Origin of the sequence: Nostoc sp. MG11 (genome assembly GCF_014904695.1) — a bacterium.
GTDB lineage: Bacteria > Cyanobacteriota > Cyanobacteriia > Cyanobacteriales > Nostocaceae > Komarekiella.
In genome coordinates this window covers 141,180-153,445 of sequence record NZ_JACXXN010000003.1, presented here as the reverse complement: position 1 = coordinate 153,445, position 12,266 = coordinate 141,180, and the positions used below count along the sequence as shown (strand labels likewise).

The following is a 12,266-nucleotide window of genomic DNA, read 5'->3' as shown; positions in this document are numbered from 1 at the left end:
CCAATATCGGACAGTTCCTCTAAAAATGGCTTGATCGCTCTGCACTTTACCTCCTTTTCACGAGATGTGGAAATTAAAAGTCTAGTGTTGCGTCGCGATCGCCAAAAAAGGTACTTTATTTTGTTGCGGTATCAAATAGACAGGCAACAGCTTGTATTTTCCCCTAGCAATTGGTAAGATTCTGCATATCAAGCTTCAAATTTGAGCTTGTAAGGGGTTAAAAGCCCTCTTACCCAGAATATCGGAGATTTCTTTCCTTTCGTAGTGGCTTACTACAGATTATTTAAGCTTCCACGAGCTGAGGGCTGGTAGTGTCTTATAGGCTGGCGATCGCTGAGTGAGTGTTGTCTGGATAGGCAGGGTATAAAGCTCTATCCATGATGCGGAATTGCTGAGTAGAGAACACAAAACCAAAGGATAAGAAAATGCGTCTGAGAAAGTTAGTCAGCTATGGGATCTTTGTGCTGATTGTTGTCATCGGTGTCGGTCTCACGACAATTGCCCGTGGTTATGACATTCCACCCACAACTGGGCAGATTACGTTCGCCGAACAGACGAGTGATCTGATGCTCAACACGTTGTTCGCGGCGTTGACGCAGGAGTTCGACGAAACCACGGTGGATAACGTGGAGCAGGGTAAGCACTCCATCTCACTGATATTTAACGACCAGAACAAGGATATGCGATTGGTCGGCACCGTTGGTCCACTCCGGGAAAGCGATCGCCCCCGCGACAACTTCGAGCGTCAGGCAAACACGCTGGCGATGTCAGGGCAGGCATCCACGTCCGTCCAGCGCGCAGATAATAAATGGTACTATCGGCGATCGATCCCCCTCAGCAACTTCAGAGCGGAGTGTGCGCTGTGCCACGTCAATTATCCGGCCGGCCCCACGTCTGACTGGGTGGGTGCGCTTATGCTCAGAGTGCCTATTAAGGATTAAGGGACTTTCAAAAAATCAAATAATCATTGTAGAAGGTAAAAGAATTCACACTTTCACTTAGCGCCAACGATTATTAATTGGCAAATTGGCAACTTCTGAAAAATTAACTGTGTTAGCTTTAGCAGAATACAAGGTGTATTTGCACTTTCAAGCTATTTGGACGGGCTTCAACCCGTCTTTATTTATCACCATCCCCATTTTCATATCCAGCAGAGGAGCAGGGGAGCAGGGGAGCAAGGGAGCAAGGGAGAACAAGGGGAATAAATTACTGACTCTTGACTCTTGACTGGCATATTTGATTCATCGCAAAATCGCTACAGTATTTTTCTGACATAGACTGCATAAACCCATAACCCCAAACCTATTGATTGAGTGAAGGGATTCAAACCCAAAAAACACTACTCACATCAAAAGGAAAAATGGTTATGAAAACGCAAATGTTGTTGAACTTTGCCTGTTCTGTATCTCTGTTGGGTTCTATCACATTGCCAGCTATTGCTCAACCAGTACCAAGCCAGACGCTTCAACCCCAAGCACTTAGTCAAGAAATTAGTATTCCTCTAGATACAGCAATTATTATCTCATTTCCTGCATCCGTTACCGTAGATGTTGGGCAAAAAAAGGATTATCCCCTCACACTTCCTTTAGCTAGCGCTATTAAAGATAATCAAGGTAATGTTGTAGCACCAGAAAACACTCCTATAACCATTGTCCTCAAACCTACTGATGGAGGCGCTAAAATTATTGGACAGTCGTTAGTTATTAATGGTCGAATTGTCTCAATTAAAGCATCCAGTCAGATGATTCCTGGCACTACCATTACCCAGGTGCGAGCTAACGACAAAGCTGTCGAGAATGGTTCTGTTTGGGGCAGGATTGGGGTATTTGAGCCAAGGAGATCTTGAGCAGTTTGACCGAGGAGCAATGCTGGGAAGCGCTGTTGGCTTGCTCTCAGGCTTGCGCTCCTCAGAAAATACCCATATTGTACAGATTCCCCAGAGCAGTGTTTATGTTTTGTCGCTAGAGGCTCCTATTCAGTTGTCTGCTCGCTAATCCAATCTTGTCGGCTCAAGCAAATAAAATTACATCGGGTGCAATATTGTTAAATGAAAGCTATGTCTAGTTTCAGCTTTCAGATATCGCTCTTGCAAGGGTTGCCATTGCTGCCATGACTGGTAACGATTTTCGGTTAACAAAGTAGCAAGTGTGGGCATCTCAGTGTGAATTTCTGACTTGAAGATATCCGCGAGCCACTCAGCCAAAACTACACTATCTTGCATCGTACCCAAAATTTCTTGGATATTTTTTACCTCTGTAAGATAAGCCGCATAAGATTCACCATATAAGTCAGTAAATAACTCCATTTGGTAACGTATGCGTTTGGATTCTTTTCGCAAACTATGAAGACTTTCACCTTGCTCTGTCAATTGTTTTTCTATTTTTTCTGATTTCCAATTGGTCTGAATTGTTACCTCTGATTCCACAAATTGTGTGCCAACTAGCCAACCTGGGTGCAGTAAGAAACTACTCACTTCTGGTAAAAGTAAATCTGGTAGCACTTGCTGAATGGCAATCGATGCTAAAGGTTGATAACTGGGTGTATCCAACCACTCGTTCAATTCCTCTTTTAGAGATTTGTAGGGTTCATTTTTTAAGGTTTTTTGCACATTCAAGAATACATCTTCACGCTGTTTCGCTAAAGCAGTGAAAGCTGTTTGCAAAGATTGCTGTTCTTTGCGCGGTAAATTTGGTTTGTAATTATTTTCCAAAGTTTCTTTTAGCACGTCCAAATCTCGGAGATTACCAAGACGACGAGCTATTTTACCAATATTTTTATCACTAGCTGACTTTGGTAAATCTAACGCTATACTCAACCTACTGACGGCAGTACGTAGGCGACGCATCCCCACTCGCATTTGGTGCAGTGCTTCTGGATCTTCATCTTTCTTAACTGCTTTTTCCCACTTCAAGGTTTTCTTCAAGTGTTTTTGAATCGCTTGGTAGGCGTAATCTCCGAGTGTTTTTACTGTGGGCTTGGTTGCTAATTCCATAATTGATTTTTGATGAAATACCTAAACAGGTCATTGCATAATAACATTAGTTAAAAATTTCCATGTATGTTTTGAGATTTATTTTTACTACAGTGATAATTGCGAAGTATTATAACTATTGATGCTTGTTGTTTTTAGATAAAAAGGCTGAGCTATCAAAGGTATAAATAGAAATATTACTATTGTCAGTTATATATAAATTATGGTTTATGATGCTTTTTATTGCTGAGTATTAAATAAAACATTAAAATAGCATGATTAATAACTTCGTAATCAGAGAGATCATGTAAAATGTCTAACTCACATTTGATTAATCAAGTTCTCCTAACTTTTGGTGATTGTTTTAAAGAACATAGAGAAGATTTATCAGCAGTATTACTAACTAACCAAAAAGATTTATGGTTTGGGTCAGATGAAACCTCAACTATTGAACGTCTATCTTTGGTTGATGCTGATAAAACTACAGACCACCAACAATTTCGGGTAGCAGAGTTTATCAGTTTACCTGCGCCAGAAGACCAGGAAATTGATATTGAAGGACTTGCTTTTACAGATTATTACTTATGGTTTGTTGGTTCTCATAGCTACAAGCGTAAAAAAGCTAAATCCGATAATACCGATGTAAAAAATTTAAAAAGGCTAGCAAAAACGGAATCAGAACCCAACCGTTACCTCTTAGGACGTATTCCCCTCATAGATGGTAAGTTACTTTCATCTTGTCCACATCCTCAAAATCCAAATGTGCTGTTAAGTGCCGCTAAACTGGAGGTGAATAGCCAGGGTAACTTACTGATGGCAGCTTTAGCAAATGATCCTCACTTGGGATTGTTCGTTAAGACAGGAATTCCTGGGAAAGATAACGGCTTTGATATTGAAGGAATAGCTATTTATCAAAACCGCATTTTTCTAGGTTTGCGTGGCCCTGTATTGCGGGGTTGGGCTATGGTGCTGGAAATTGAACTAAAAGATTGCAGTTCTGGAATCCTAACGCTGCGCCAAATTGGAGAGGAGAAAGAGCTATATAAAAAGCATTTTGTCTGGTTAAATGGTTTGGGAATTCGGGATTTGTGCGTAGATGGTACAGACTTGTTAATCTTAGCTGGGCCGACGATGGATTTAGATGGGCCTGTGCAAGTTTATCGCTGGAGAAATGGCGTGAATCTACGAGAAAATGTCTTTAGTAATCCAGAGTTTGTGCAAGACATTCCCTATGGAAATCGTGAAGATCATGCTGAGGGAATGACGCTTTTTCAGGATATAACTGGTGTACCTTCGCTATTGGTAGTTTATGACTCTCCAGCAAAAACTAGGCTGGTGAATGATAGTGGTGTAATAGCGGATGTATTAAAGCTCGTCGGCTAAAGATTAGTTGAGATTGCTTGTACAGGACAAGTGGGGATACACTGTTCGCAGACAATGCAGCGCGATCGCGTGAATACGAGTTTGAATGTTTCGGGGTTAAGGGTGAGGGCTTCGGTAGGACAAACCCCTGTACACAAGCCACAGTGGACACATACATCAGGATCGATGACGATTTCACCCAAGGTATGAGAAACATTGATATTTCGCGATCGCATCCACTCAATTGCAGCATCCAACTGATCAATATCCCCCGCTAACTCCACTACCAGTTTGCCAATTTGATTTGGGGCAACTTGAGCGCGGATAATATTGGCGGCGACATTGAACTCTTTAGCCAATAGGTAAGTAATTGGCATTTGGACAGCGCGTTTTGGGAAGGTGAGTGTTACTCGTTTTTTCACGGGTTTAGCAGAGAGTTTTTTCTGTGGAGTTGCTCTATTAGCCTAGAATTTGCGTTCTGGGCAGGTAAGGGTAATGCTGCAAGATATCAATTGCTGCCTATACTACTTAGCTTATGAGTTAGGATAGCTATATTTTAATCGGTTGATATGAAAAGAATAGAAGTTGAGCAAAGAACTATTTTAATTGGTTTAGCAGGTAGCCACGGCTATGGTTTAAATCGTCCTGATTCAGACTTGGATTATCGGGGAGTGTTTATTGCACCTAAGAAGTATTACTTGGGATTTGATCGCATAGAACAAAAAGATACTGGTTGGGATGAACCAGGAATATTTCCCTTCATAGATGGCAACAAAGACACAGTTATATATGAGTTAAGAAAACTTCTCCAGTTATTGTCGGGAGCAAATCCCAATGTTTTAGAATTGCTTTGGTTAAATAACTATCCTGTTTTAACTCCAGTAGGGCAGCACTTAATTAACTATAGACAGCTATTTTTGAGCAAGAAAGTTAAGCATACTTATACTGGTTACGCTTTTGCTCAAATCAAAAAGATGGAAACTCATCGTAAGTGGTTGTTAAAGCCGCCGCAAAAAAAACCAATACCATCTGATTTTGCTATAGAAGACGAAGCACCTCTTAGTAAAGATGAGCTAAACGCTTTTCTGGAGTATCTTTATAACTTAATTAGAGGACGAATTGAATTTTTAGAAGAAGCTGAGGAATTGTACAAACTTTTGACAGCAGATATTGATTTCAAAGGTATGTTGAAACAATATACTTTATCCGATGAAACTTTAGAGTATACCCAGAAGTTAACAAATAGTCGGAAAGATTTTATCCGTTTGCTTCAGAAAAGTCAAAATTATCAAATAGCTTTAAGAGAGTGGAAGGCTTACTTATCTTGGCAGGAAAATAGAAATCCAGCTAGAGCAGAAATGGAAAGAAAGTCAGGTTTTGACCTCAAACATGGGATGCACTGCATTAGATTGCTACGCAGTGGAGTGGAAATATTGCGGCGAGGAGAAGTTATTGTAGATAGGAAAATAGCTGGTGATGTTGAAGATTTAAAAGCTATCCTCAAGGGCGAATATTCTTATGAGCAGCTGATGAAAATAGCAGAAGATTTAGTTGCCGAGATGGAAGTTGTTTACGAACAATCCACTCTACCTCATAAACCTGACTTAGAGCAAATTAATGACTTGTGTATGGAATTAGTGGAAATGCAGGGGTGGAGTCAAACTAATTCATAATTGATAATTCATAATTACTAATTAATAATAGAATTTTTTAATTATGACTTATGAATTAATAATTATTCGGTCATTAGTCATTAGCTTTAGACAAATGACTAATTAAAGAGTGTAGATTAAGTCAGCAAAACCATAGAGGCTGATAAACAGCAATATTAATGCTGTGAGTTTGGTCATTCGTGTCTGGTGTGAGGGGGCGATCGCTTCCCGTACTAAGATGGAAATAGATGCCCCAACTACTAAGCTCAAACCTAAGATTAAATATGGTCTGTCAGGTGAAATACTCGCTATTGCCAGCATAGCGATCGCTAGCAATAGCATCAATAACTCTACAAACCGAGGCGGGTTGTATTGGCTAGCTAAAATAAAGCTGTTTAACCAAAAATGCCAAAATCTCATAATCAGTGCTGAGTAGTGTTAGCGGTAGCGGGGCGTTTAGCCCGTGCTGAGTGCTGAGTCAAAAGTCAAGGGTCAAGAGTCAAGAATCAGTAATTTATTCCCCTTGCTCCCCTGCTCCTCATACTTCTCCTAACTCCTAGCTCCTAACTTTTGACCCGCGCCATTTTTCTGTGCGGTATCATCTTCTGTCAGTTCTACACCAAAAACGCGACTAAAAGCTTTTGCAACTTTGTAGCCACTATCAATTGATTCCAAGGGGTCTTTCCGTAGTCTGTGACGTAGACACAACGTAATCACCCGGTGGATGTCATCAACTGTAACTTCGTGACGTCCTTCAAACGCTGTTAAAGCTTTAGCGGCGCGGTTGCTGACGATATCACCCCGCAAACCATCTACATCCAGTTCAGAGCAGACTTCAGAAATTTTTACCCGCAAATCATAGTCAATTTTTACCTCTGGTAAAAGCTGCTGAGCATTGACAATTTGCTCTTGTAATGCTTCTTGCTGAGGTTTGTATTTTTCAAGAAAAGCTGGGGGATTTTGGTCAAATTCTGCCCGTTGCTCTACAATTTGCACCCGCAAGATTGGTTCTTTAACCGTATGGATTTCTGCGTGCATCCCAAAGCGGTCTAGGAGTTGGGGGCGTAGTTCACCTTCTTCTGGGTTTCCAGAACCCACAAGCACAAAACGTGCTGGGTGACGAATTGAAATACCTTCCCGTTCTACAGTGTTCCACCCACTAGCGGCAGAGTCGAGTAACACGTCTACAAGGTGGTCGTCTAGTAGGTTGACTTCATCCACGTAGAGAATACCCCGATTAGCTTTTGCTAGCAGACCTGGTTCAAAAGCTTTGACACCTTCAGACAAGGCTTTCTCAATGTCGATAGTACCGCAAACCCGGTCTTCTGTGGCTCCCAGTGGCAGGTCTACCATTTGGACTTTTTTGTGAGCTATGGGAATTTCCGAACCTTGTTCTAAGAGTTGGCGGACTTCATCGCTCATCACATCGGGGTCAGTGGGGTCACTATTGAAGGGGTCATTAGCCACCACAGAGATTTCTGGTAGTAAGTCGGCCAGCGCCCGGATAGTTGTGGATTTGCCAGTGCCGCGATCGCCCATGATCATTACACCACCAATTTTGGGGTCAATCACATTCAACAGTAGGGCCAGTTTCATTTCTTCCTGGCCTACAATTGCCGTAAAAGGAAATACCACACGACGCGCAGTTGCCGTGGATTGAGCAGTTGGACTCACTAAGTTACCTTAACAATATTTTTCTTATTTACAGTTATTTATTGTAAACTACTGCCGCTAACCAACAATTTACGTTTTGCATATGAAGGTATCTTAAAAAACTCTTTATCGAAACAGCGCTTAGTAAAACTAAGCACATTAACGCACTGGGACAGCTACAAAAATAAAGCCCACTTTCGTGGGCTAATGGAATAAGTAGAGACGTTACATGTAACGTCTCTGAGCGAAAAGTCTAAGCCATTCGCCTAAATGTTCATCAGCTGATTACTGCTGCATAGAAGGTGAAGGAAAAACTCTACTAAATATTGGGATACGTGGCTTAGGCTTAGTTGCAGCTATGCTGGCGCTAGAAACAGAAGAGTTGGGAGTCGTCTCCGTGAAGATAGGTGGTTCGCTATTAGTAAAACTGGCAGAATCACTCAATTCTATTATGGTGGAAGTTTGCTCAGAAGAGGTGGAACTAATATTATTAGTATTTTTGCTGTTTGACTCCACTGGAGTTTGAGCGTGACATGGAGTAATGATCACAGTAGAAGCTCCTAATCCGAGTATTAGTAGATTCCAAATATGTTGCTGCATGAAGATTTTCACAATATGTTAAGAGATATTTAAAATTTGAAAATTTTGTGCTGTTTATTAGTCAAAGATAAAATCTGCTATCTTTCCTAAATAAATATTTGCAATATCAAAGAAATGATTAAGTAGGAAATGATTCACTTGTTAATACGAACTTATACCCACATGTTGTAAAAAATAAAATTTTTTTATTAATCAGTGACAGCAGGTAAAACGTCTTCTGTATGTTCATATTTAAATGCAGTTTAATCTAAATGGCTAGATATTCTACAATATAAATGCACCTACAATAATCTCAGCTTAGTTATGAACTAAGTCAGCACAACTATTAATAATTTAGTGCTATGTATCTTGTTATTAAAAGAGAAATATTACTGAATTCTATTTAGAAAAATTATTTTGAATCAATCAACTAGCTACCCGCGTATTTAAGGAAGTCAAACAGTAAGGATATAAACTCTTAATGAAAATTACGGCAATAATTTAAAGACGTATAGTAATCTAAGATAACTAAGTAAATACTGAGAGAGTTATTTGCTCATGCACTTGCTGATAGCTAGCCAGAAACGGCAATGCTTTATCTCATACACATCTTGTGCTTGTACACAGCCAACAGTCAATATTTTAGGATTTCCCATCTCTACCATAAACTTGAGAGCATCTGTTGATTTTTATCAGTTAGTGATGGGAACAAGACGGTACATTAAAGTGAGAAATTAATGTCGCGCTCAGCTCGACAGTGTGTTGCCAAAACTAGTCATGAAAATCTGTATTGTAGGCGCGGGTGCTATTGGTGGTTATCTGGGAGCAAAATTGGCACTAGCAGGTGAAGCAGTGACGCTGATTGCTCGTGGTTCTCATCTAGAAGCAATTCAAAAAAAGGGGCTGAAGCTAATCATGACAGATGGTTCCAGCCAGATAGCTACTCCGACTCTTGCAACCAGCGATATTTATGAACCAGTAAAACAGGATGTAGTGATTCTGGCTGTCAAAGCTCACAGTGTTGCAGCGATCGCTTCTTCTCTACCATCTCTTTATGATTCTCACACAATGGTGGTAACTGCTCAAAATGGCGTTCCTTGGTGGTATTTTCGCCAACATGGCGGTGAATATGAAGGTACGCGCATTCATTCGGTTGACCCGGATGGGATTATTGAAGCTCATATCGGTGCAGAGCGGGTGATTGGTTGTGTGGTTTACCCAGCAACTCAGATAGTTGAGCCAGGTGTGATCAAGCATATTGAAGGTGATCGCTTTACTTTAGGTGAAATCGATGGTACTAAAACAGAACGCATCCAGTTATTAGCACAGGCTTTAAAGCAAGCAGGATTCAAAGCACCTGTACGGAATCAAATTCGCACCGAAATCTGGATTAAGTTGTGGGGGAATCTGGCGTTTAATCCTATCAGCGCTCTGACTGGTGCGAATCTAGAGCAGATTTGTCAGTATCCCCTTACTCGTGAACTAGCAAGACAAATGATGCGTGAAGCTCAAGCGATCGCCGAAAAGTTAGATATTAAGTTTGGCATTACTTTGGAACAACGAATTAATGGGGCGGAAAATGTCGGCGCTCACAAAACCTCAATGCTACAGGATATTGAAGCCGGACGCCCTACGGAGATAGAGACCATTGTCGGCGCAGTAGCAGAATTGGGGCGACTAACTCAGACTCCCACACCCTATATTGATGCACTTTATGCCAGCGTCAAGCTGTTAGAAGTAACTCGATGGGGAGTGAGGAAATGAGGAAACAATGATTAACCTTGCAGTATTTTGTGATCGCCTACGGCAGGACGTAGGCGATCGCACCTGTAAAATGTGTACTGACAATATCATTTAAATGTACATATCAATCCAACTAGTATTAAAAATCAGTTCATAAATCCGGTTATGGACTTTCAGATAACCTTGTTGCTTGACCACTAAGCCTGACAACAGCAATTCTCTTTCCTCTGGACTATCAACTGAAACGATTTTTCCTTGATGTAAGATTTCTTGATAGAGCTTGAGTAGCCAAACAGGTTTTCGAGTATTTTTGAGAATGCGATCGCGAATAGTTTTCAAATGCTCTGGCTCATCCTGAGATTCCCAATTGTTGATTACATTTGTTTGCACTAAATTCTCAATCCACTCTGCTTCACCGTTTGTAGGAATACGAGATAAAGAACTACGGATGAGCTTACAGAGCTTTTGAGTGAGAAAAGGCTGACCACTTGTCCAGGATAAAACTTCATTAAGCACTATTTGAGGATTGCTGGCTTTTTGGGTCAATCCTTGTAACAAAGGTTGAGCTTCATGCATTTGAAAGCCATTTAGTTGAATTGCCTGACCAATATTAAAAGAAGTTCTTTGATAGTCAGTAATCAAATCTGAAGGTGTTGCAACTCCAAAAAGGGCAAAGGTTAAACGCCGATATTCTGGATTAATACAGCGCTGGTTGTAGCAAAAACGAATTAGAGCAAAAAAGTCATTAACAGGAAATTTTAAGGATAAAACGCTATCAATTTCATCAATAAAAATACAAATTTTTTCACTTTTAATTTGAGCTAGTATAATGTCTTCTATAAATCGACTTAAACATTGGACAGGCGATAAATCTTTTTGTTCATTCCACCAAGCTTTAAAATTTATCTTTTCTAGCAAATCAAAACTTTGCCACAACTCCACCACAAATCCCTTGTACCATTGAGCCGGAGTGACGTTTTCGCTGCCAAGACGGGTGATGTCAATCGCGGCACAGCTAAATCCTTCTTGCTGAAGATGGTGGATCATACGTACCATCAAGCTGGATTTACCCATCTGCCGTGTATTCAGGATATAACAAAACTCTCCTTGCTTTAACGCTTTGTAGAGATAACGATCTGCGGAGCGTACCACATAAGTAGGAGCATCCATTGGCAAACTTCCCCCAACTTGATAATCAAAGCTAAAGGGTTGTTCTGCACTTCTGAGCAGTGCGTTTTCAAATACTAATTCGGCTTGGGTAGCTTTGAGAATTTCTAAAGTTTGTGACAGTTCTTGAGTACGCTCTTTGACTTTTTGTTCTAAATTCAGGTTGGATTTAGCTAATGCGTTTTTAGCTTCGTGCAAGGCAAAATTTTTGACTCCTAGTTCCAATATCAACCGAATTCGCTCGGCTTCTGACCTTTTGCGTTGTGTGATATCTTGAAAGGCAGCGATCGCATAGATAATTTCACCTTTATCATTAAAAATTGGGGTAGCTGATACCTCCAAAGGGATAATCTTGTCTCCTTGGTGAATCTCCATATTATCGACGGTGGAACTTTTACCACTCAATGCCTGCACAATGGGGTGCTGTTCCGTAGGATACAACTCCTCTCTCCCCACTAGATAGGCTCGATAAGTCTCGCTCAATTGATCTTTTGTAGCTCCGGTGACAATTCCTTGACCAAGTATCTGTTGAGCAGTTTGATTAGCGTATTGGGGTTGACCGTTACCATTAATTACGAAGATGCCTACTGGCAAAGCTTCCAGAAATTGAGCCAGCCTGGCCTCGCTTTGGCGCAATGCTTCTTCGGCCCGTTGGCGCACCGTGACCTCTTGTTGCAGACGAGTTAATAATTCTGCTTGAGCCTGCTGTGCTAGAAGTTCTTGTTCCCTAACTGCTTTCATCTGCTGCACATGTTGCAGAGTTTTATTGGTAGTAATTTCTAAATCCTGAAAATTAATCGGTTTAGTCAGAAAGTCAAAAGCACCGCGATTCATCGCCGTTCTGATATTTTCAACATCACCATAAGCAGAAATAATTACTGCTTTAATGATGGGATATAACTCATTGAGCTTGGTAATCAAAGTTAACCCATCCATTTCTGGCATATAAATATCGGTTAATACTATATCTATATGCGGTTCTGCTTGCAGTTTTTCTAGTGCTTCTATACCATTACGAGCAAAAATCAACTGAAATTGCTTTTCTCGAATTTTTTTTCTAAATTTTTGGCGAAGCAAAATTTCTAAGTCAGGCTCATCATCCACAACCAGTATTTTAGCTAGCATAGTTTATTACCTGA

At 40.7% G+C, this 12,266-nt stretch carries 10 protein-coding genes and 1 pseudogene; 5 read left to right on the top strand and 6 right to left on the bottom strand.

The features are described 5' to 3' along the window. Positions 1–425: 425 nt before the first annotated feature. Positions 426–941 carry a hypothetical protein gene (locus HCR01_RS05920; protein ID WP_193195332.1) on the top strand — a complete coding sequence of 172 codons (516 nt, stop codon included), beginning with the start codon at positions 426–428 and terminating at the stop codon, positions 939–941. Positions 942–1,366: 425 nt separating this feature from the next. After that, a pseudogene (locus tag HCR01_RS05915) lies at positions 1,367–1,994 on the top strand (hypothetical protein). Positions 1,995–2,023: 29 nt separating this feature from the next. Here the strand turns inward: HCR01_RS05915 and HCR01_RS05910 are convergent. After that, positions 2,024–2,992, bottom strand: a complete 969-nt coding sequence (locus HCR01_RS05910) for a CHAD domain-containing protein (protein ID WP_193195331.1) — start codon at positions 2,990–2,992, stop codon at positions 2,024–2,026. A 291-nt stretch (positions 2,993–3,283) separates the two neighbouring features. On the opposite strand from HCR01_RS05910, the gene HCR01_RS05905 reads away from it, so the two are divergent. Then, entirely contained in the window at positions 3,284–4,354 is a 1,071-nt protein-coding gene (locus tag HCR01_RS05905; RefSeq protein WP_193195330.1) for a DUF3616 domain-containing protein, read from the top strand. Here the strand turns inward: HCR01_RS05905 and HCR01_RS05900 are convergent. Further along, on the bottom strand, positions 4,351–4,755 hold the full coding sequence (locus HCR01_RS05900) for an NIL domain-containing protein (protein WP_191761799.1): 405 nt from the start codon (positions 4,753–4,755) through the stop codon (positions 4,351–4,353). The two genes, HCR01_RS05905 and HCR01_RS05900, sit on opposite strands and share 4 nt — an antisense overlap. A gap of 147 nt (positions 4,756–4,902) precedes the next feature. Here HCR01_RS05900 and HCR01_RS05895 point away from each other — a divergent pair, with 147 nt between their 5' ends. Beyond that, entirely contained in the window at positions 4,903–6,006 is a 1,104-nt protein-coding gene (locus tag HCR01_RS05895) for a DNA polymerase beta superfamily protein (RefSeq protein WP_193195329.1), read from the top strand. A 102-nt stretch (positions 6,007–6,108) separates the two neighbouring features. Here the strand turns inward: HCR01_RS05895 and HCR01_RS05890 are convergent, their stop codons facing one another. The 3 genes from HCR01_RS05890 to HCR01_RS05880 form a co-directional block, all read right to left on the bottom strand. After that, complete coding sequence (locus HCR01_RS05890) at positions 6,109–6,405, bottom strand: hypothetical protein (RefSeq protein WP_193195328.1); 297 nt, start codon at positions 6,403–6,405, stop codon at positions 6,109–6,111. 129 nt (positions 6,406–6,534) lie between these two features. Then, positions 6,535–7,659, bottom strand: a complete 1,125-nt coding sequence (bchI, locus tag HCR01_RS05885; protein WP_193195327.1) for a magnesium chelatase ATPase subunit I — start codon at positions 7,657–7,659, stop codon at positions 6,535–6,537. Positions 7,660–7,923: 264 nt separating this feature from the next. Continuing rightward, on the bottom strand, positions 7,924–8,238 hold the full coding sequence (locus HCR01_RS05880) for a hypothetical protein (RefSeq protein WP_193195326.1): 315 nt from the start codon (positions 8,236–8,238) through the stop codon (positions 7,924–7,926). Positions 8,239–8,994: 756 nt separating this feature from the next. Here HCR01_RS05880 and HCR01_RS05875 point away from each other — a divergent pair. Then, the gene (locus HCR01_RS05875; protein ID WP_193195325.1) at positions 8,995–9,981 is read left to right on the top strand and encodes a 2-dehydropantoate 2-reductase; all 987 of its coding nucleotides are present in this window, start codon (positions 8,995–8,997) and stop codon (positions 9,979–9,981) included. A 90-nt stretch (positions 9,982–10,071) separates the two neighbouring features. On the opposite strand, the gene HCR01_RS05870 is transcribed toward HCR01_RS05875, so the two are convergent. Beyond that, positions 10,072–12,252, bottom strand: coding sequence for an AAA-like domain-containing protein (locus HCR01_RS05870; RefSeq protein ID WP_193195324.1), 2,181 nt, complete (start codon positions 12,250–12,252; stop codon positions 10,072–10,074). Between the last annotated feature and the right edge of the window lie 14 nt (positions 12,253–12,266).